This window comes from Methanogenium sp. S4BF (assembly GCF_029633965.1).
Classification (GTDB): Archaea; Halobacteriota; Methanomicrobia; order Methanomicrobiales; family Methanomicrobiaceae; genus Methanogenium.
On sequence record NZ_CP091277.1, the window covers coordinates 765,795 to 786,403 of the forward strand.

At 46.7% G+C, this 20,609-nt stretch carries 23 protein-coding genes and 1 tRNA gene; 15 read left to right on the plus strand and 9 right to left on the minus strand.

Annotated features, from left to right (window positions below; genetic code table 11):
- Positions 1 to 66: 66 nt before the first annotated feature.
- The 4 genes from L1S32_RS03720 to L1S32_RS03735 all read left to right on the plus strand — a co-directional run bounded on the left by L1S32_RS03720 (position 67) and on the right by L1S32_RS03735 (position 2,592).
- Positions 67 to 207: a DUF6293 family protein gene (locus L1S32_RS03720; protein ID WP_278156248.1), complete on the plus strand. Its 141-nt coding sequence runs from the start codon at positions 67 to 69 to the stop codon at positions 205 to 207.
- Positions 204 to 863, plus strand: coding sequence for a DUF6293 family protein (locus L1S32_RS03725; RefSeq protein WP_278156249.1), 660 nt, complete (start codon positions 204 to 206; stop codon positions 861 to 863). Before L1S32_RS03720 ends, L1S32_RS03725 begins: the two co-directional genes overlap by 4 nt.
- A 351-nt stretch (positions 864 to 1,214) precedes the next feature.
- Positions 1,215 to 2,168, plus strand: coding sequence for a toll/interleukin-1 receptor domain-containing protein (locus L1S32_RS03730; protein WP_278156250.1), 954 nt, complete (start codon positions 1,215 to 1,217; stop codon positions 2,166 to 2,168).
- Between the two features lie 145 nt (positions 2,169 to 2,313).
- Positions 2,314 to 2,592 carry a hypothetical protein gene (locus L1S32_RS03735; RefSeq protein ID WP_278156251.1) on the plus strand — a complete coding sequence of 93 codons (279 nt, stop codon included), beginning with the start codon at positions 2,314 to 2,316 and terminating at the stop codon, positions 2,590 to 2,592.
- A 4-nt stretch (positions 2,593 to 2,596) separates the two neighbouring features.
- Here the strand turns inward: L1S32_RS03735 and L1S32_RS03740 are convergent, their stop codons facing one another.
- The 5 genes from L1S32_RS03740 to L1S32_RS03760 all read right to left on the minus strand — a co-directional run bounded on the left by L1S32_RS03740 (position 2,597) and on the right by L1S32_RS03760 (position 10,313).
- Positions 2,597 to 4,108, minus strand: coding sequence for a class I SAM-dependent DNA methyltransferase (locus tag L1S32_RS03740; RefSeq protein WP_278156252.1), 1,512 nt, complete (start codon positions 4,106 to 4,108; stop codon positions 2,597 to 2,599).
- Entirely contained in the window at positions 4,105 to 5,334 is a 1,230-nt protein-coding gene (locus tag L1S32_RS03745; RefSeq protein WP_278156253.1) for a restriction endonuclease subunit S, read from the minus strand. The genes L1S32_RS03740 and L1S32_RS03745 overlap by 4 nt, the downstream gene beginning before the upstream one ends.
- Before the next feature lie 3 nt (positions 5,335 to 5,337).
- Complete coding sequence (locus tag L1S32_RS03750; RefSeq protein ID WP_278156254.1) at positions 5,338 to 8,175, minus strand: DEAD/DEAH box helicase family protein; 2,838 nt, start codon at positions 8,173 to 8,175, stop codon at positions 5,338 to 5,340.
- A 186-nt stretch (positions 8,176 to 8,361) separates the two neighbouring features.
- Positions 8,362 to 9,585 (minus strand): CRISPR-associated endonuclease Cas1, encoded by a 1,224-nt coding sequence (cas1, locus tag L1S32_RS03755; protein ID WP_278156255.1) that lies wholly within the window; start codon positions 9,583 to 9,585, stop codon positions 8,362 to 8,364.
- A complete protein-coding gene (locus L1S32_RS03760; RefSeq protein WP_278156256.1) occupies positions 9,582 to 10,313 on the minus strand; it encodes a hypothetical protein in 732 nt (243 codons plus the stop codon). Before L1S32_RS03760 ends, cas1 begins: the two co-directional genes overlap by 4 nt.
- Before the next feature lie 264 nt (positions 10,314 to 10,577).
- On the opposite strand from L1S32_RS03760, the gene L1S32_RS03765 reads away from it, so the two are divergent.
- Genes L1S32_RS03765 through L1S32_RS03780 form a run of 4 tightly spaced genes read left to right on the plus strand, consistent with a single transcriptional unit; the run spans position 10,578 to position 14,386 of the window.
- Positions 10,578 to 10,727: a hypothetical protein gene (locus L1S32_RS03765; protein ID WP_278156257.1), complete on the plus strand. Its 150-nt coding sequence runs from the start codon at positions 10,578 to 10,580 to the stop codon at positions 10,725 to 10,727.
- Positions 10,724 to 11,365 carry a hypothetical protein gene (locus L1S32_RS03770; RefSeq protein ID WP_278156258.1) on the plus strand — a complete coding sequence of 214 codons (642 nt, stop codon included), beginning with the start codon at positions 10,724 to 10,726 and terminating at the stop codon, positions 11,363 to 11,365. The genes L1S32_RS03765 and L1S32_RS03770 overlap by 4 nt, the downstream gene beginning before the upstream one ends.
- 11 nt (positions 11,366 to 11,376) lie before the next feature.
- Positions 11,377 to 11,745, plus strand: a complete 369-nt coding sequence (locus tag L1S32_RS03775; protein ID WP_278156259.1) for an HNH endonuclease signature motif containing protein — start codon at positions 11,377 to 11,379, stop codon at positions 11,743 to 11,745.
- On the plus strand, positions 11,702 to 14,386 hold the full coding sequence (locus L1S32_RS03780) for a DNA polymerase (RefSeq protein WP_278156260.1): 2,685 nt from the start codon (positions 11,702 to 11,704) through the stop codon (positions 14,384 to 14,386). The genes L1S32_RS03775 and L1S32_RS03780 overlap by 44 nt, the downstream gene beginning before the upstream one ends.
- On the opposite strand, the gene L1S32_RS03785 is transcribed toward L1S32_RS03780, so the two are convergent.
- The 4 genes from L1S32_RS03785 to L1S32_RS03800 all read right to left on the minus strand — a co-directional run bounded on the left by L1S32_RS03785 (position 14,383) and on the right by L1S32_RS03800 (position 17,511).
- The gene (locus tag L1S32_RS03785) at positions 14,383 to 15,162 is read right to left on the minus strand and encodes a hypothetical protein (protein WP_278156262.1); all 780 of its coding nucleotides are present in this window, start codon (positions 15,160 to 15,162) and stop codon (positions 14,383 to 14,385) included. The genes L1S32_RS03780 and L1S32_RS03785 overlap by 4 nt on opposite strands.
- A 179-nt stretch (positions 15,163 to 15,341) precedes the next feature.
- Positions 15,342 to 15,425, minus strand: a tRNA-Leu gene (locus tag L1S32_RS03790).
- Positions 15,426 to 15,570: 145 nt separating this feature from the next.
- Positions 15,571 to 16,323 carry a class I SAM-dependent methyltransferase gene (locus tag L1S32_RS03795; protein WP_278156264.1) on the minus strand — a complete coding sequence of 251 codons (753 nt, stop codon included), beginning with the start codon at positions 16,321 to 16,323 and terminating at the stop codon, positions 15,571 to 15,573.
- A gap of 147 nt (positions 16,324 to 16,470) precedes the next feature.
- Positions 16,471 to 17,511, minus strand: coding sequence for an AI-2E family transporter (locus L1S32_RS03800; RefSeq protein WP_278156266.1), 1,041 nt, complete (start codon positions 17,509 to 17,511; stop codon positions 16,471 to 16,473).
- Between the two features lie 207 nt (positions 17,512 to 17,718).
- Here L1S32_RS03800 and L1S32_RS03805 point away from each other — a divergent pair, with 207 nt between their 5' ends.
- Genes L1S32_RS03805 through L1S32_RS03835 form a run of 7 tightly spaced genes read left to right on the plus strand, consistent with a single transcriptional unit; the run spans position 17,719 to position 20,606 of the window.
- The gene (locus L1S32_RS03805; protein ID WP_278156267.1) at positions 17,719 to 18,204 is read left to right on the plus strand and encodes a hypothetical protein; all 486 of its coding nucleotides are present in this window, start codon (positions 17,719 to 17,721) and stop codon (positions 18,202 to 18,204) included.
- The gene (locus L1S32_RS03810) at positions 18,201 to 18,443 is read left to right on the plus strand and encodes a DUF2109 family protein (RefSeq protein WP_278156269.1); all 243 of its coding nucleotides are present in this window, start codon (positions 18,201 to 18,203) and stop codon (positions 18,441 to 18,443) included. The genes L1S32_RS03805 and L1S32_RS03810 overlap by 4 nt, the downstream gene beginning before the upstream one ends.
- Positions 18,436 to 18,672: a DUF2108 domain-containing protein gene (locus L1S32_RS03815; RefSeq protein WP_278156270.1), complete on the plus strand. Its 237-nt coding sequence runs from the start codon at positions 18,436 to 18,438 to the stop codon at positions 18,670 to 18,672. The genes L1S32_RS03810 and L1S32_RS03815 overlap by 8 nt, the downstream gene beginning before the upstream one ends.
- Positions 18,662 to 18,901 (plus strand): DUF2107 family protein, encoded by a 240-nt coding sequence (locus L1S32_RS03820; protein ID WP_278156272.1) that lies wholly within the window; start codon positions 18,662 to 18,664, stop codon positions 18,899 to 18,901. Before L1S32_RS03815 ends, L1S32_RS03820 begins: the two co-directional genes overlap by 11 nt.
- Positions 18,894 to 19,349, plus strand: coding sequence for a DUF2106 family protein (locus L1S32_RS03825; protein WP_347403361.1), 456 nt, complete (start codon positions 18,894 to 18,896; stop codon positions 19,347 to 19,349). Before L1S32_RS03820 ends, L1S32_RS03825 begins: the two co-directional genes overlap by 8 nt.
- Entirely contained in the window at positions 19,346 to 19,945 is a 600-nt protein-coding gene (locus L1S32_RS03830) for an EhaG family protein (protein WP_278156275.1), read from the plus strand. The genes L1S32_RS03825 and L1S32_RS03830 overlap by 4 nt, the downstream gene beginning before the upstream one ends.
- Complete coding sequence (locus L1S32_RS03835; RefSeq protein WP_278156277.1) at positions 19,938 to 20,606, plus strand: proton-conducting transporter membrane subunit; 669 nt, start codon at positions 19,938 to 19,940, stop codon at positions 20,604 to 20,606. The genes L1S32_RS03830 and L1S32_RS03835 overlap by 8 nt, the downstream gene beginning before the upstream one ends.
- Positions 20,607 to 20,609: the final 3 nt, after the last annotated feature.

The window sequence follows — 20,609 nt, forward strand, 5'->3', positions numbered from 1 at the left end:
CTGGAACCTGAAACATCAATAAAAGTTTTATTATAGCATCATTAACATCTTTAGCATTGTAAGAATATGGCTGGAATTGAAAGGACTATTCACATTATCCCACTTGGTCATGAAATTGATCGTGCGGTAATCACATTTGATGATACGACAGTTGATCAGGTTTACATCCTTACCGGGCTCAAAGAACGAATTCCCGAATTGATTTGAGCAAAAAACAACTCTATTACGCTAAAAAAGTAAGAGAAAAATTACAGGAAAAAGGCATATCTGTTACATGTATTCATGTGAACCTCTTCGATTTACGTGAAGTAATGAAAACAATTTCAAAAATAATCGTAGAAGAAAAAGCGAAAAATAACCGAATTTTTGTAAACATGTCAGCTGCAGGGAGGCTAACATCAGTGGCAGCAACACTTGTTGGGATGGCTCATGATGTTCAGGTGTATTACGTCCATGCTGATGAATATCCTGATGATGAAAAAATCAGAGAAGTTCACGGTTTAAGCATTTGTTCTTCTCAGGAAATTACTCAATTATCAAATTTTAAAATTGTAATGCCTGACTCTGAAGGTTTAGAAATACTTCTTTTTCTCACGCAAAGAGAGACCGCCAGAATGAGCGATATTTTGGAAATGATGCATGATAAAAATATTGAAGGTTTCGAGGAGGATTTTAAAATGATTGAACAGTTTAAGAAAAAAAGAAGTGTCCAGAGCAGGCAATTAATGAAACTGGATAAAACGATTATTGCTCGGTTAGAAAAAAATGGATTTGTTTTTCGAACCAAAAAGGGGAGAGCTACGTATGTTTCAATAACCGAATCAGGAATTTATGCAGCACATATCAGTGGGATGATGGAATAATTACTGTTATTAATAAACACAATATCATTTTTCAGAAGAATGCTTCGCTATGCGTTTAGTTCAACAGACACGATAAAAGTGATTTTCAATAGTGGCATTTTTTGTAACTAACTATAACCCTACCCAAAAATGCGGGGTTATAGTTAGTTGTGAAAAACGCCACTTTTACTGAATTTGCAAATTTATTTTTCATCTCATCTTTGTCTTGATATTTCCCATAAATAATATAATGAAATTAATTTATGGCATATAAGGACATCCAAGAAATTATACTACCCATCATACTACTAACAATACTTATAATATTATATCATTATAAATATTTAATGTCTGAAACGATAATATATTAGTATGTCAAACCACCCGAAGGTTTTCATTAGTCATGCTAGTGAGGATAAAGAGAGATTTGTTGTAAAGTTTGCAGAAAGACTGCGTTATGATGGGATAGAAGCTTGGTTAGATAAATGGGAAATATTGCTGGGTGACAGTCTAGTCCAGAAAATATTTGATGAAGGTTTAGAGCAATCTGATATCATTGCAATAGTAATATCAAAATATAGTATAACTAAAAAATGGGTTAAAGAAGAGCTTGATTTAGCAGTATATAGAAAAATTGAGGGTAAATGCAGAATAATTCCAATCATTATTGATGATTGCATTGTACCAGAATCAATCAAGCACACACTACATGTGAAAATTCAAAATCTCAACAACTATGATGCTGAATACAATGAAATTCGTTCCACAATATTTGGTGAAACAAAAAAGCCTCCACTAGGTGAACTTCCACAATATCTAACTGCCGTTCAGATGCACATTGACAAGTTTACACATACTGACAACTACATCGCGGGCATTATTTGTGAAAAGGCATTAGAAGATGATTATCCATTTTTTGTAACTCCCACTCAAATATTGCCAATTGTTAGTGGAAATGGCATAACAGAGGATGAATTTTATGATACTATTGAAATAATGGATGGACGGGGGTATATTGAAGCTGAACAATGTTATGGTGGAGAGATTCCAGCAATTAAAATATCAACATTATTACTTGAAAAGTATTGCAGACAATGCATTGATGATTATGACAATAAAGTGGTATCTGTGATTTCAGCCATCGTCAATGAAAATAAGTTGGAAAATTCTGAAATTGCTGCTGAATCTGGAATCAAGCAATCAATTGTATCACACATTCTAATCTATCTGGATAATATTGGAAAAATTAAAACCACAACAGCACATGAAGGAGTAGTACTAGTCCACCCCAATAATATGGCAGAACTGAAGCGATTACTGCGATAGAATGAAAATATAATCTATTTTCTGAGGAAGATTAAAAATAATCCTCATGATTACTCTAAGTTGTACTCATCTGGAATGACATATTAAATAATTACTTTCACACCACGCGGATAAATATTAAAATATATTATTCTGATCCATGGTTATGCATAAATTATTTAACATCTTCTTTGAAGATCTACGAGTAACAATTTGTTTACTCATTGTTCTAGCTGCTCTTGCAGCATTTTTTGGCGCAATCGAACCAATTACAGAAAAATATGTTCAGGATGAAAATTCAAAAGAAAACATCGAAAATATTGAATCAATTTCAATAAACGGATTCTCTCTTCTTCTTACTATCAGTGGAATTGGAACTGTTTTGGCTGTGATAGCTTGGTTTGCGGGTTTATTTGATGGAATCATAAGTATGATAAAAATATAGAAATTCAACTCTTTTTCAACAAATCCCGCAACTCATCAAGATTAACCAATATCTGCTTCTCAATACCCTCAATTGTCTCAATGATCACTTCAGGAGGGTCATACTCAATCTCTTCATATTCAATCTCCTTATATCGCGAGATCGAGAGGTCATAATTATTCTCCTTCACTTCATCATACGGCACATAGAAGCACTTGCCCTTCCGGTCTTCAGGCACCTCATCCCTCCGGCTCCTAAAGCGCTCGATGATATCAGGGATGTCACCCTTCCCGTCAATGAGCGTCCGTTTGTCATCCAGTGAAAATCCGTCTGCCTCCATATCATAGAACCAGACTTTCTCCGTTGTCCCACCCTTCGCAAAGATGAGCACAGCGGTGGAGACCCCTGCATACGGCCTGAATACACCGGACGGCATGGAGACAATACCTTCGACCTGGTTCTCCTCAAGGAGCATCTGGCGGAGTTTCTTATGCGCCCGTGAACTCCCGAACATGACACCATCCGGCACGATTACGGCACACCGCCCTCCAATCGTCAGGAGATGAATCATCCGCTCCACAAACAGAAGCTCCGTCTTTGTCGTGGAAAGGCTCAGGCTGTCGTTAATATCACTCTTGTCGATACTCCCCTTGAACGGTGGATTGGCAAGCACCACTGAATACCGCTCCTCCTCATTGTAGAGCTTGGAGAGTGTATCCTTCTGCTCAATCTTCGGCGCCTTGATCCCGTGGAGCATCATGTTCATGAGCGAGATGCGGGCCATCGTGGAATCAAAATCATAGCCATAGAACGTATCGCTCCAGAGCTTCTCCCAGTGCCGCTGTTCAGTGATATTGTCCCCGATGAGATTGTGGTATTCGCCCTCACTGTCCACCTCCAGCATATCGGGACTGGTGTATTTCCGGATAATGTACTCATAGGCGTTGATCAGGAACCCTGCTGTTCCACAGGCAGGGTCACAGATACGGTCATTGACATCCGGTTCGACCAGTTCCACCATCATCCGGATGATATGCCGGGGCGTCCGGAACTGTCCGTTTTTCCCTGCGGTGGAGAGTTGGGAGAGAAGATACTCGTAGATGTCACCCTGCGTATCACGATTCTGTGCAGTGATGTCCATCTCATCGATAATGGCAACAGCCTCCTGCAGGAGGGACGGCTTTGGGATGATGAAGACCGCGTCCCGCATCTGGCGTGCGAAGAGTGTTTTCTCCCCGTTGTGCAGGTTCTTGATGAACGGGAAGACAACATCACGGACATGCACGAGCATCTGTTCAGCAGGATAGTGCTTCCAGTTTGACCACCGGCACTCATCCTGTCCCTCAAAGATCGAGGTATAGGCGATGTCCCGTGCCCGTGCACGGTTCTGCTCGACCACATCCATGTCCTCCAGCCGCTTCATGAAGATGAGATAGGACATCTGTTCAATGGACTGGAGGGGGTTGGACATACCACCGCTCCAGAAGCGATCCCAGAGGGTGTCTATCTTTGATTTAAGTTCGGGGGCGAGTTTCATGGTATTAGTTCTCCGGTGAATGCTTTTGATTGAAGTAATGCAAATAAATCAGCAATTTCCTGATTAGCTTTAGATTGATCTGTAAAGGCAGAATCAATGTGTTTTAGAGATTGAATGAATTTTTCTTGAAATAATACCGGTGGCAACACAACAACACATTTCCTCAAGTCTTTAGTGTTAAAGCTAGCTTGATTCACTGCAGGTTTTGTGATCCTCTTTATTTGGTTCATAAAAAATGTGGTTTTAAATTGTGCCACCAAAAAAAATGGGTTTACAAGCTTTCTATTGACATTAATTCGAAATATATTATGACCGACAATAGCTGGAGAATATTCTCCTTGATATACGGCACTTTTGCCTATTCGGCTAAGACTATTCACGTAATTTAACAGGATATCATCTTTCTTTAAAACATATCGAGTGATGTCTTCAGGCACATCAATGTACTTCAATTTTGTCGCTTTAATGGACATTCCATCATGAATTTCTCCTGAAGTAATGTTGACAGGCCCTTTTCCTTCTGCATTCAATCTTCGTGATGGGCCAGCTTCAACTTTCTGAATTATACTACCCAGAGTTACTTTTTCCCATCCCTTAGGATTCGTCACCGGGTCACCGAACATCTCCAGAAACACGCTCTGCACCAGTTCCTGCGTGAGCGCATCCGCATCCGCCCGCAGGCGCTGCGTTGCCTCTGCTTTTTCAAGAATGGCGACAATCTTGCGCTGGGTTTCCAGATTTGGAATTGATAATTGTATTTTTCCCAATTCTTTTCTGGGAATACGTTTGCGTGTCGTTCCCCTAGAACGCCGAATAATTTCTTTTCTACATTCTGGAGAATTAATTGCATATTTCAGCCAGTTCGGATCTATCAATGGATTATCCGGACGCAGAATACAAACATCAACAGCTGTAATACATTTCTTCTCATTTCCAGGGAAGATGCATGCACGTCCTATTGGATCAGGCATACGAGAAATTAAAATATCCCCCTTTTTTAGGAAAGTGCAATTCAATTCTATCGCTTTTTCTAATGTTAAAAATTTGTTTGAATTAAATTCAAAATATCCATCTTTAATATCTGCAAGCTGTATCAATCGGACTTGACCAGATGGATCCTGATCCTTACTTTCAACCCAATCCCCATCCGTGAAAATTCCTTCACTTGATGTCAAGTTAACTATAGAATATTGAATACTTTCTTTATTATTCTCAATTATATTCAATCATCACGCCTCCGCAACAAACAGTTCCCGTTCCAGTCCCTGACATATGCCAATGAACGCCCTGAGATCGCCCTCGTCAAACATCGGCAGCGGTGCGTTGATGCCAAAATTGGTGAACGGGGCATCCCAGAGATCTCTCATTTCTATATGCTTTTTGCGCATAAATACCGTCTGAATCGTCCTGATGAAGTGGAGCTGGTCGGCGGTGTAGTGCTTGTTGTTCTCAGCAATGAAGGTCTGGAACGCCTCCTCGATCTGCTCTTTCGGGTCGGGTGCCTTGTAGAGTCCCAACACAGATTTGATGAAATCAACAAGCGTCCCCCGTGGCTGCCGGTAGCCTTTCTGCAGGACTTCCCCGGTGATGTCCACCCCTGCCTCGGTGAGGGTCTCCTCAAGACGGGAGAGGTCGGTCTCCGTGATTGTCTCATCGTTTGCGATCTTTTGGATGACCGGGTCTTCGGTTGCCATCTCGCGGATTCGTTCTTCCACCTTCTTGACAAACGCGGTGACATAGGGAGGGGTGTCCTCGTTCACCTCCCAGATGCTGCGTTCCTCAATCACATCGCCCATGTCGATGACAATCGTCTGGGGCGTCTCCTTGGACATATACTTCATCAGCGGTGCGATATCAGAAACAAGCATCCGGGTATCCTCGAACGAGACACCCTTCCAGAACGATCGGGAGAGCACGTCATCCAGTTGCTCTTCCTTCTGCCGGACTTTTTCGAGGTTGCGGGGGAGGAGGTCAACCATCTCAGCGATGGCCTTCTTCTGCCGCTCTATCTCCTTGTCATTCCCTTCTAAGACAGCAAGCGCAAGCCGTTCGGTCTTGATCGTAAAGGACGCCTCCTTGAGATTGACACCCGTCTGGTAGCGCATCAGGGGCATCATATGGGATGTCAGGTATTCAACCGGGTCAACGGCAATATTGTCCCAGAGTTTGGGAGAGAGTGCTTTTGCAATCTCCTGTTCGTGTTCCCGCACACTCACGGAGTCGGAAGGCAGGGCACGGATATCGTCCTCAATTTTTGCCCGGATCACCGCAGCACGTTCCCCATCTCCCGCCTGTATCAACCGGTCAAGCTGCTTTACCCGCAGGAGAAAGATCCGACTGGTAATAGCTTCGATGGGTTCGTTCTTCACCCCTTCCGGGTTCATGTTCCAGTAATCAAAGTTGTTCCAGAAATCGAAGACCTTGAAATACTCCTTCTTCCCGTTCGGGAGCCAGTCACGGTGTTTGCAGGCCGCATCCGCCCTTGTCCCCCTCCCTAGCATCTGCCAGAACTTGATCCTGGAGAAGACCGGTTTTGCAAAGACAAGGTTGCAGACCTCCGGTACGTCAATGCCGGTGTCCAGCATGTCGACCGATATGGCAACACGGGGGAATGACTCCTTCTCAAAGTCATGGATGAGTGCCTGTGCACGGGAATCCTCAGAGACAATAATGCGTGCGAGGTTCCCCTTGTATTCAGGATAGAGGTCATTGAACGCCTCATGAAGCCGGTTCGCATGCTTCTTTGATATCGCAAAGAAGATCGTCTTCGCAGGAAGTGTGCCAGTCTCATCCATCTGGCAGTTATCCATGAACTCCCGGACAATTGCTTCAGACGTGCCCTTCACCGCGATCTTCTTCTCCAGAACAGAGCCATCGAAATCGATCTCGTCCGGGTCGATGCCCTGCTCGATGAGGCGGTTACGTTCGGTCTCGCTCAGGTCTGAGGGCTTCACCCCTTCAATCTGGAAGTGCGTCTGCGCACCCATGATATTCTTGCGGAAGTCACAGAGGATACCGTCTCGCACTGCCTCCTCATATGAGTAGAGAGCGGTTGGTGCCTGATCATCACACTGGAAGAACCGGAAGGTGTCACGGTCAACAAGGTCTGCCGGTGTTGCAGTCAGCCCGATCTGGATGGCATCCAGATACGTGAAGACATCCCGCCATTTATTGTATATACTGCGGTGTGCCTCATCTGAGATGATGAGGTCAAACTCACCAGGCGAGATAAGATACTGCCCGTTCTCATCTTTTTGGGTATAGATCTCCTGAAACGTCTGGATGGTGGAGACATAGAGCCGCTTCTCCTTGTTGAAGTTGCCGTGCAGGATTTTGTCCTTCGCCTCCTGCGGGAAGAACTCCTGAAACCCTTTGTTCCATGCCTGATCCCGCAGTGCCTTTCTGTCTGCGAGGAAGAGCACCCGGTGAGCACGGTTCTCCTGCATCAGGGCATCGATAATTGCCATCGCGACACGAGTCTTGCCCGTGCCCGTTGCCATCACAATCAACGCCTTCCGGTGTCCCTTCTGGATGTGCTCCACTATCCGTTTGACATTCTCGATACTCTTCGGGCGGTCAACAATATCGGTATTGACTCCTCTTGGTGTGTCCGGCTGAACCTGCTCGTTCTGGAAGCGAAGCCGCTCAAGGTCTTTGCGGGCGTAGAACCCGGTCACCAGACGGGGAGGATACCGCTGCCGATCCCAGAACCAGATCTCATAACCGTTTGTGAGAAAAATGAAGACATCCCGGCCCGTTTGCCTTTTGATGTCGTCTGCATATTTTTCTGCCTGCTTTTGACCGATATTGGGGTCTTTTGATGTCCGCTTTGCCTCGATGATGGCAAGGGGATTATTCAGACTGTCCAGCAGGAGATAGTCAGCATATTTACTCTCACGATCATTCTTGAGTGTTTCATCAACAGTTTTGTAGGAACAGGCATTGAAATCAGACTGCTTTGTATCAACCTCAGGGATGACATGCGAACGACTGTTCACATCCCAGCCCTGCTCCCTGAGTTGGACATCAATCTTTTGTTTCCTCGTCTGATGTTCATTGAGATCCATGCGTTACTCCATTGTGGATAGATATTAAATGAAAAGTTTATTCAAGTCAATAATTGACTCGTTTGGCACCATACATCAATGTTATGGAATCTGTTTGATATTGCTCAATAATATCAACAATACTTCAACGTCAACACCACAAATTGGTTGAATTACCTCAACAGAAAAGAAAAATGAGAAAGAAACTCAGACAGATAACGTCTCTTTTAGTTGATCCCATACCATCAACCGTTCAACAACGTGTTGATTGAGGGAAAACGGCTTCTCCGACTCTGCGTTCTTTTTCATATAATGCAATGAACCTTTTGAGAAACCCAGTTTCTTCCAGTCAGCATACGAAATGCTGAGTATCTTCCTGCGTATCTCATCCGTATCAACCCTGTCAACCTGATACTCCGGCTTCATGAAACTCACCGACTGTTTCTTCCCGGTCAGATACTGCGCCAGCTCCCTGCCCTTCAGCACCATCACATAACTCCACATCAGCTCTTTGCCCTGATACTCAACCGTCTTGTTGAACCATGCGTTGACCTCTTCTGTCATCTTGCGTGCACCCGTGGGCCGTAATCTCAGTGCATAGCTCTCCGTCCTGATAAAATCCTTCGCGGTCATCGCATCGCGCTCAACGAGGTTGATAACTGCCAGGTCAACAAGAAACCGAAACAACTCCTGCATATCATAAGCCAGACTGTTCTTGCCGGATTGCATCTCATGAAGGAATCCCACATGTGCATCAAGACCAACACTGTTGATGACCCTGAGACACTCTGCTTCGAGAAGGGCATACCCATAATTCAGCATGCAGTTGACCTGATCTCCCGCTCCTGAGGGCCGTGTGTGGTAACGTCCCGTCCGGCTCTCAAACTCATACTTCTCAGGGATGACTTTGGCAAACTGTTTCCAGTAGTGCTGGGCAACGGCACCCTCAACTCCCATCACTTCCCGGATCAACTTTGCGTCTTTCAGACTCTTTGGTTCATAGGGAATCACAGGGTCAACACCGGGATACCGCTGGTGCAGATAGTCAAGGACGATCTGTGTGCGGTCAAACTTGGATTCGATGAACTTCTTCGCCAGTTTCAGTCGCAGTTTCTTATCGTCAAATGCATGGTATTGTACAAACTTCGTCTTCACCTGCACACTCTCCGGAGGGAGCATTGTGGTGAGCATCGTTCCATCCCAATCAAGAATGGACACCTGCACATTGTGTTTGACAAGCCACCGGATGGCTTCAAGACTGAGGTTGCCGCTCCTCCCGTAGATCACAATGGAATCGATATCAATGCGCTGTGGATGGAAGACATACTTCGCAGGCTCCTCTTCGGTAGAGAACCGTCCGTCCGTGATATGAAGGTGTGCACGATCCACTTTCATGCTGATGCCATGCCCGTTGAGAAGCAGGAACTTCATGACCTCATCCCCTTGAACAACCCGTTCAGTTCAGGTGCACCCCTGATGCCTTCCATCGGGTCGGTTGCATCAAGCGGGTCACTCTCATGCTCTGTTGCATACTTGCGTATCTCTGCGAGAGTATCAGCCTCTTTCACCCGGTCTCCCTTTCGCAGTTCACGTTCCAGATTGAATAGTTCCGTGCGGTGTGATTCTATGATAAAGGCGGTGAATGGTGTCAGATAGTCGTTCTTCAGAGATTCAAAGTCATCTGCGTTTCGGGCATCCTCAATGAGCTGAGATACCACCCTTTCGTCCCTCAGCTTTCCGAGCATGCGGATATGGTGATTACGCATCTGTGCATTTTGCGGCACACTAATGTCAAACTGTGTAAGGCTTGCACGCAGAAGAACCCTGAACCGGTCTTTGTCAAAAGGCGTGATTTCCCGGATTATGAAATAGTCATAGAGAATTTCGGTAGCTGCTTTGGCAATATCAGCGTCTTTGGTCAGCAGGTTGACAATCGCGTCTAACTGTTTCGGTGTGAGGATGTATTTGTCACGGTAAAGCCGGATCTCATCGAGAACCATCCTGATATCCGCTGTGTCACCTTTGGAAAGCAGGTCAAATAATGTGTCAAGATGCTTTTTCCGTTCTGCAAAGGATTTCAGCGTGAGATAAACCGCTCTATTGTTGGATTCTTTGATTCCATAGGCTATAAGGTCTGGATTTTGAATTTTTGCAATCATGCCTGCTTTGTTCAAATATTCAATTGCCCTGTACAGGCTTGGTTCACTAAAACCTCTTTCACCTTTTTGATTCTCCACGATCTCTCTCACAAGTTTGGAGGTTCTTGTTGGGGGATGAGTGGAGAGATACTGGAGTATTGCACTATCACTTTTAACATCTGACATTTGACTACCAACATTCACTATTATCTTTATATGATATAATATGTGCTATCATATTAGCTATCATTACTAACGATAGTGTCTGCTCTCCTTCATGAATCTATGAAACCAAAAGAAAAGACCAACAAACTGGTCATTTCTGTTTCGCCGTATCTGAAGGCGAAGATCGTTGAGACCGCAGACCGCTATGGATGCTCCCAGGCTGAAGTCCTCAGGATGGCGTTCATCCGGATGCTGGAGGCAGACAGATGAGCCGCAAACGGTTCTCTCAGGAGTATCGCACCTATGGCGAGTGGCTCAACGCACAACCACGGGAATCACGGTATGCAAAACGTATCATCCGGTTCCACGAACGGTTTCCCGGCAAGAGCCTGAAAGAGCTGAAGGGTCTCCGCGTCCGGGACTATGACCTGAGTAATAACCCGTGGAATGATCTCTCCCCTGAAGAGAAGCGTGAACGTCTTCTCTCCCTTGAACTGCTCCGTGCCATGCGGAACGATGAACACTTCTCCCCAAAGCTCAGGGAGCTGGGTCTTTCACGCGACACCGCTGTCAAACACCTTGGCCTGAATCTCCGGAAAGAACGTGGATACTGGCACATCAACAAAACAGACCGCATAGAAGTTGAGATGATGATCTATGACCGTGAGAAGGGTCATATTTCGATTCCTGTTGCAAACTCCGTAGACCGGACACGGATTGCACGATACCATGCCTATGTCCGGTTCGCAATTGAGGATAACAACCCTGCACTCCTGAAGCGGTTTGAGCAGATGGTTGTTATTGATGCAACCGGTATCCGCTATCGGTTTGAGACCGATGTGGAACGCCTGTATGAGATCAAGGATGCAGAAGAAGAACCGGAATTTTTCGAGATCTATCAGTCATAGGAGCGATGCATATGGACAAAAATACCTACCGAAAAACAACAGAGAAGATGAAACGGTCAGGGCAGACCGGACACTGCTGCGTAATGTGTGGAGAAGATAATCCAGCCCTCCTTGAGATGCACCATGTCGATGGAAGAGCGGCATCTGAGAAGACTGTTCCCCTCTGCAAGAACTGTCACGCAAAGGTCACAATGGAGCAGAACCGTTTCCCTCCGAAAGCCCGTGCTGCCAATGGCCTTCAGGCAGAACAGATTGCATTCTGGCTCCTGAGCCTTGGTGCACTTCTGAAATATGTTGGTCAGTCACTCATCGAATTTGCCCATGAGGTTCAGCAGAATGCCGGCGTTAGCAGTGCGTGGATACACTCGAAAACTCAATAAAAAGGGGAAGGGGAAAGGGAAAGCATCCTCATATCCCGACCACCCGCTCAGGCATTCCCGTGTCTTGGTCTTTGATACAGAGACCACTATTGACTGGTTTCAGAATCTGAAGATCGGATATTTCCAGATCTATCAGGACGACATCTTACAGCATCACGGCCTGATCAACAATAATGCACATCTTGACGAACGTGAACGAAAGACCCTGAAACGGTATGCAGAGCGTAATTCAATTTCTCTATACTCGCTGAACGAGTTCGTTGATGATGTGTTCTACCGGGAAGTCTTTGACCTGAAAACCCTCTGTATTGGGTTCAACCTCCCGTTTGATCTCAGTCGGATTGCTCACAAGGCAGCTCATTCACGCGGACGGAACAAAGGAGGGTTCACCCTCACCCTTTCGGAAGACCGCATGCAGCCTCCCATTATCGTAAAACAGCTGGGAAGCGCTTACAGCATGAAGTTCAGCTCGACCAAGAAAAACATGAAAAAAGACTTTTTTGGCGGGTATTTTCTGGACGTGCAGACACTGGCCGAGGTAATGCTTCAGGCAAAACGTGTCTCCCTTCAGCGGGCGGGTGAGATGCTCAACATCAGCCATGAGAAATATACCGGAATCTCTCATGGAAGGGTGACGGAGAAATATATCGAATACAACATCCGGGATGTCGAAGCGACCTATGAAGTCTATCGCAGGCTTGTGCAGGAACTGGATCTCTTCCAGATTGATATCCCTCTCACGAAGGTGTTCAGCTCAGCATCCATCGGAAAGTATGCCCTCAAACAGATGAGTGTCACACCATTTCATCAGCAGAACCCTGACTTTCCGGATGCTATTCTCGGTAATATCATGTCAGCGTATTACGGGGGAAGAACGGAGTGCAGGATACGTAAACAGCCGACCAAGGTGTCGGTGCTTGACTTTACAAGCATGTATCCGACCATCACCATGATTCTGGGTCTCTGGCCTTATCTCATTGCAGATCGTATCGAATCAGTGGATGCGACTGAAGAGATACAAGCGCTCCTCTCTTCTCTCAATCTTGCTGATTTGCAGAACCCGGATATCTGGAAGGACTTCTGTGTTCTTGTCAAGCTGCGACCGGATGATGATATCCTTCCGGCGAGGATGGACTATAAAGGGGATGACTCTCCCTATGTGGTCGGACTCAATTACCTCTCCAGTGAAAAGGAGATGTGGTATGCTCTGCCGGATGTCATCGCCTCGGTGCTACTCACCGGGAAAGTGCCTGATATTCTTGAGGCTGTGCGGTTTGTGCCGGTCGGACAACAGACCAGCCTTCAGAAGACACAGATCCATAGTGTTGATATTGATCCTCGCAGGGACAATCTGTTTCAGGTGCTGGTTGAAAAGCGGCAGGAGATTAAACAAGACCTCAAGACCATCTCCAAAGATGATCCAGAACAGCTTCACCTCTCCAGCCAGGCACAGGCCATCAAGATTCTTGTCAATGCGATGAGTTATGGCATCTTCATTGAACTCAATCCCGAAGATAAGAAAAGCGCTTTAGAGGTGAATGGGGTTTACTCCTTCACGACTGAAGAGAACCGGCATGAGAAAGAAGGGAAGTATTTCCACCCTCTTATGGCGGTAATGATTACCGCAGGGTCACGTCTCTTTCTCGCAATGGCTGAGGCGAAGGTGCTGGAGCTGGGTGGGCAGCATGCCTACATGGATACGGATAGTATCTTTGTCCCGCCCGACTTTGCACAGCCTATCCTTGACTTCTTCCAGCCACTGAACCCGTATAGCATTGATATCCCTCTGCTCAAGCCTGAAAAGGAGGATATGTGGTTCTATGGCATCTCCTCCAAGCGGTATGCTCTCTATTATCTTGACGGTCAGGAGATCCGGTTCATGGAAGGAGAGCGGTCGTATAAGCTGCATGGTCTGGGACATCTGGCGAATCCGTTCCCGAACAACGTGAAGGACTGGCAGGCAGAAGTCTGGCAGGACATCCTGCGTATGCACTATGGGTTTGTTTCATCGATGGAGATCTATGAGAAGTATTCAAAATTTTATGCGGTTTCCCGTCTTTCGGTCTCAACCTCTCATGTATGGAAGAGGTTTGATAGTTTCAATGAAGGGAAAGCATGGGATGAACAGATTAAGCCGTTCAATTTCTATCTTGCAGGCTTTAAAACGGAGGATGAGAATGGTGTGCCTGTTAAACCGCTATGTCCCTTCTCCAAAGACCCGCAGACAATTGTTCACAGGGAGTTCATCGATTATCAGACAGGGGAGAACAAGCAGGGTTCGCACTACTTCAGAGCACTCTGCCAGACCATTCTTGATTATGCCAATCACCCGGAAAACAAGTTCGATGGGGGTGTTGGTCTGCTTGAGAGGAGACATATTGTGGCTGATGATGTGACTCACATCGGAAAGGAAGCTAACAATATTGATGATCAGGCACTGGAAGTTCGGAAGGCTCAGAGGTTTGTCGATAAGGCTGATGTCATGAAGACGATTCTTTCTATGTCTCAGAAGATAGCTGAAGAATGTGGGGTGGATAGGAAGACGTTCCAAAGGATGAAGCAGAGGATTCAGGAGAAAGGCGATTTAAATTTGAAGACTCCAGCTGTTAAAAGGTTGTACTCAAAAAGGTTAATGAATTAATTCCCTTCTTCTTTTGAATACGCACGTTCTCTTAGGACATTAATGATGTCTGGGTTCCAAGCTTCTTTATTTCCATGGAGAGATTTTCTTTCAATTATTGCCTGTGCACAACTCCGAAGTTCTTCAGCCCCTTGCGGCTTCCAATCATTTCTCAGTGCCCATGCTTTTAATGAATCTGGATCAAATAATTCTCCATTGTTTCTTAGAATTCTTAACAACTCAACTGTTTCTCGTTTATCTCTTGGATTTGATAGACCCGTTGACAAATTAACTCTCCTTGTAAGCGTTTTCATTGCTTCTTCGACAACAGGATTTTTAATCAAATCTTCGAGTTCACTGTGTTCTTCTCCAAGTATTATTGGGTTCCATGTTTTCTTCCATTCACCTATTTCATCCATATACCACGGAACAACCACAGCCAGATCAAGATTTTTTACAGAATCTAAAATATCTAACATTTTCTTGTTTGGATAAACACAAAGAACGATTTCTGATGATGAATAAGAATTGAATGTTTTAATTGTTTCACATTTTAAGACTAAATTATCCGCAATTTTCAATTTTTTACCTTTTGAGAGGTTTTTGCAAGGTTTTTCACCTAAAGCCGCGTCAATATCAGTTCCATTAAGCTGGTGTTTGGTTGGTATGAATAATGTAACTTCTTTTAAACGTTCAGATTTTTCATTAATCTTAATAATCAGTATCAAAGCTTCGATAATTGACCCCATTTCTCCAAATTTTGGGGGGACGACATATCTTGAGATATCAGGTGTCATAACAATGAATTATTCACTTAGCTATTTAAATGAAAGTCAGATTATAATGCAGTCATGTTTTCAAAAAAAAGATTGTTTAGGTAAATTTAGATTGTCACATCCTAAATGGATGACTTTGAGTAAAAGGGTTGAACAAAATAGTGGCGTTTTTCACAACTAACTATAACCCGAACCAAAAATGCGAGGGGAGGGATTCGAACCCGCGAACTCCTACGAGACTGGGCCCTAAACCCAGCGCCTTTGACCGACTCGGCAACCCTCGCTCACGCAATACAGAAATTGCAGTCCAGTATTAGCGCTAAAAAGGTATAATTCCTTGTATCTTCTGGAAATAATCAGGGGAAAGAACCGGAAATGAAACGGGAAAGAACCGTGAAAAAAAAGAGAAATACCGTAATCCAATATCCTTCACAACGGTTTTCTCATTACCAGATAGGTATTCCCAAACTCATCCGGGTATTTCTCAAAGATTTCGGCCTGCCTTTTCAATCCCCCGATTACCATCAGGGCGCCCTCATCATCTGCATATTCCTCTTCGAGTTCTCCAAGCTTCCCCCTCATTTTACCGTAGAAGGTCTCTTCCCATACCCGTGAAGGAAGCCGGAAGGATCCAGCCAGCTCAAGCCCGGCATTCCGGATGATCTCAAATCCTTTATCTTCTAACATCATTGCGGGATGGAATTCGGCGAAAAATTCCCGTGCCTCATCAGAGGGGGTATCCGTGAACCAGAACACATCCGAGATCATCATGTATCCGCCCGGTTTCAGGAGTTTTTTCCAGTACCTGACGGCATTTTCGATGCCGATAATGGATGCACATCCTGCAGCCCATATAATGTCGAAAGACTCCTCTCCAAAGGGAAGATCGTCCATGGATGCACAGACTGTTTTGATTCTCCCGGAAAAACCTTCGGCTGCAGCTTTTTCATCCACCACATCGAGGAAAGGCTGGTGGATATCTGTCGCTATTATCCTGCAGGACGGGAACAGGCGGGCAAGGGCCATCGTCTGTACACCCCTCCCGCACCCAACATCAAGGATCTCACCACCTCCTTCAGGCGGTTCTGCAATGATTGAGAATGCCTTTTCCGTGTGCTCATCATCCCCCGGCCCCAGACTGGGTAAGGATTCAAAAATTGTAATAACAGGATTGTTTTCCATACATCATTTTATTTTGAGGTTTGTATGTAGTTTGTGGTCGTCCCGGCACCGCTGACGCCTGTTCTCCCTGTACCGATCTGTTCTGAGACATTCGGATCTGAGTGAGGACGAGCTAAAAATGAGAGAATTACTGAATTTCAGATATGCTCAAACGGGGGGCTTCTCCAGCCACCCGTTCGCCTTTGCCCGCTTCAGTATTGCAATCAGCTCCCTTCCGCCTGCAACCAGCAGTGCCAGGACAAGGGGCCCGATGACAAACCCGACAATCCCGAGGATCCAGAGCCCGCCGAAAAAGCCGATCCACATGATGGCCGGATGAATGGACGTCCGCTTGCCCATCATTATCGGCCGGAAAAAGAGGTCCGGGACCGCACAGACGACCGGATAGCCGATGATCGCAATCAGGGCGGCCGCCCGGTAATCCCCGGTGGCAAGGGCGAAAATTCCCAGAAAGATCATAATGAGGGTCGGGCCGACGATAGGGATCAGCTGGAACAGGGCCACAATCAGGGACCAGAATACGATATGCCCGTATCCCAGCACATAGAAAAACGGTATCGCCAGAAGAAACGTGATGACCGATGTGGAGATATGGACGATATAAATGGAATACAACGTATTTGAACTGATCTCCGTCATGTGGCCGACAAATGACTTCAGGGCATCAGGAACACCGGAGAGCAGATCCCGCCAGATGTTCTCCCCAAAATAGATGAAGACAAACAGTGCGAGGAAGAAGATAATGGTGTTAAATATGGCTGCGGTAAATCCGGTCAATACCGAGAAGAACCCTGACTGAATGGTATCCATCTGGGAATTCAGTATCCCTGCCACATCAACAGGGGGAGTCGTTGCCGTCCCCTGCGGAATCAGCTGCATCCCGATAAGAGCGAGGTATATCTGGGTGATGATCTCGGTCAGGTAATCTGCATTATCATATATGATGGCAACACTGAACGCCAGCGCACCAATAGCGATGCATCCGACGATAAACGTCACCAGAAATGATGCCACCTGCGCATTGATAAACCGGGTAAACCACGTCTTCAGCGGCATCACCACGACGGCAAGAGAGACGGCAAGGATGACAACATCGAGAATCGGACCAAACGCAATAAGTGTGAGAATCAGCACAATCCCTATAATCAGGAGTGCGAGTTTGTCATGATCCGCAAATGCGCTTTTCATTACGTATAAAATCACCCTGCCCGGCTATATACATACTGGCAGAATCCAAAACAGAACCCATTACCTTATCAAATCAGCCGTATTCTTCTATTATCAGAGATATAATTCGTGCAATTCACCAATTTGTCATGGAAACGGTGATTTTACTGTGACAATGGGAAATGTTAAACATATGAAAGGGTATCTGTTATTATTCGGAGTTAATAAATGCCGGGTGTGGTTGTAAACATCATCATTGCCGTCCTTGTCTGCTGGATTCTTTTTATTGCAATTGATATTATATTCAAACTCCCGGAAAAAGGCGGGGTGAGCGGTGCTGCTGCTATTGGCACTGCAATTGCAGAGGAACGGGGTTCACTCAATGGCGGATATATGATGGGAAATATCGTATGTTCGCCGGACGCTTCGGCAGGGACCCTCCTTGCCGCCTGCGGGGTGTTCGTTGCCGGCATCCCCGGCGGGCTCGTTGCGGCACTATTGGTATATATCGGAAACAGAATCTGCCATGACCCCGGGTATGCAGGCACAACCGGTGCACTCTGTGCAACGTTTGTCATCACCGGATTTGGCCTCATCGGCGTAACTCCTGACGCCTTTATCGCGGGCATGGTCATCGCCATCCTCACCATCCAGGGCATGTCCCATCCGTATGCCAGCCATCTTCTCACGAAACTCTGGGGGATGCGGGCATGATCCCGGTATACATCTGCGGCATTGTTGCAGTCTATGCGGTCATCCGGGTGGTCACCGAAAAAAAGACCCTCAGAAAACTGGTTTATTTAAATGTCATGAACTTCGCCATCACCGGGCTGATAGTGCTTGCCATTCCGGACATCATGGCGCTTTTTGCAGGCATCGCCTATTTTGTCGGGTCAACCCTGGAAGCCAATGCGATCGCCAGCACCTTTGCAGGAGGGGTAGCCAATGAATGAATTTTATATCCTCATCCTGAGCGTGATTGCACTCATCGGCGTCGTATCCATCTACATCAAACAAAGCCCCTTTGACAAACTGATCGGGCTTGCCATCATGATGGGCGGGGTGATACCCCTGATTGTCCTCAAGGGATACCTGGATGTGGCCATCCTTGTTGCAATCATCATGCCCCTGACGACGATCTTTATTCTTCAGGCCACCGGGAGGAACACCGATGAATCCTGAACTCATCCTCGGCTGTATCATTCTGCTGGCAGGCGTTGCTGCCGCCGCATTCCCCCGCGAACGAGACTATATATCCCGCCTGATCCATGTGGAGATTGCAGGAACGGGCCTGATGCTTATTATGCTGGCATACAATGAGACCATTGCGCTGCTGACATTTGTTGCGGTGACAGCGATAGCCACCATTGTCCTGGTGCGGGTGATTGAACGGGGTGAGCCCAGTGATTAAGCAACTTTCCCGGTATATGGCGGATGTCGACAATCTGATCGCCATCTACGCATTCATTGTGGCGGCCATCGTCTGCATCTCTCTGGTTTTCGTCATCGTGATGCCCATCGGATATGAGAATACCCAGCTGTATCCCAAAGAGATCAACACCTCCTCATCCCTGAACCCCTACGACCGGGGCGGAGAGCCATTCGGCACCACCGAAGTGCATGCACAATACCCGGATAACTCCCCGTACCTGGGATATGTCACCGCATACCTGACCCCCCTCTCGGCGTTTCTGGCTGCCAGCAATCTCTATCTCGGCACCACCATTGTCTCCCACCCGGGCGGCATCATCGATGAAATTCTCTACAACACCCGTGGACTGGATACCATCGTGGAGACAAGCATCCTCTTTGCCGCCTTTGCCATCGCCTCGTTTTTGTACCGGAGGGATGAAGAATGATGGAGGAATACGCAATCGGCCTTGCCGTCGCATTCATTGCCGTCATCATCACCTTTGTCGCGGCAATCCGGGAGAAAAATGACATCCACCGGCTCATCATTGCAGACCTCGCAGAGGTCTCGGTTCTGGTCGTCATCGCACTCATCGCGACGGACCTTGCCGAAGCCCTCATCATTCCGGGCCTTGTCGTCGGCATCTCGGAACTGATGGCGCTCTCCGAGATCTATCTGACACGGGAAGGGCTGAACAATCCGGTGCATAAGCCGTTCAGGATTGAAGTGCTTGACACCGCCCCCACCATCATCGCGGTCATCCTCGTTCTCTACGGCATTGTGCTCTCCGGATTTACCGGAGGTGCGGTCGCAGGAACGGGTGTGATCTTTTACTTCATGGGGAAGAGGCATGCCGAACGCTTTGCCCTCATTGAAGCCGTATCCGGCTATGCATGGGCACTCTGGATTGTCGCTTTCTTCATCTTTATGGTGATGCCCGAGTACTGGTTCTTTGCAGTTATGTTAGCAGGCGGAGCAATCCTTGCCAAAGTGACCGCAAAGATGTCACTGATAGGCACCATGCGGGGTGAGAAAGATGTTTGAGCTCTCATCATCCGGCGTCGGTGGACAGGAGCTCTTTGTTTTGCCGTTCGGGGATATTGTCGATTACTTCACCCCGTACACCGGAGCGCTCTTCCTGTTTGCGCTGGTCTTCACCCTCATCTGCATCTTTTCAAAACCGGAGAAGCAGCTGGACGTGGTCTTCGGGACCGACGCGATATACGCCAAGGAAGTCACCGGGAAAGAACTGCATTTCAGGCGGTTCATGGCAATCGCCTGTGGCCTTGCCACGATGGGCGCCGTCACCAGCGGAGACGTGTTTAACTTCACCCTCTTTGTCAGTCTGGTGGGTGTCTGCATCATCGGCATTGTCGCTGCGGTGAAAAGCAAACATGTGCTGAATGCAGCCTTTAACTATGGCATCATCTCGATGCTTGCAACCGTCCCCCTCTTTGGCGGGGCGGCCATCACGCTGGCGGCGACCGGCACCCTTTCCATCTGGGAGCTCGCCGCAATCGCACCCGCCATGCCGTGGATCGCCAAGGCCCTGATCCTCGTGGGAGTCATGGGAGAGGGGATCGCCCCCTTCTATGCGGCAAAGGCGGAACTGTTCCGTGCACCGGGTGCACCGTATGTAATCATGATCCATGTCAGCTCCCTGCTGATGTTCCTGAGAGTTGTGGAGATAATGCTCACCGTGTGATAG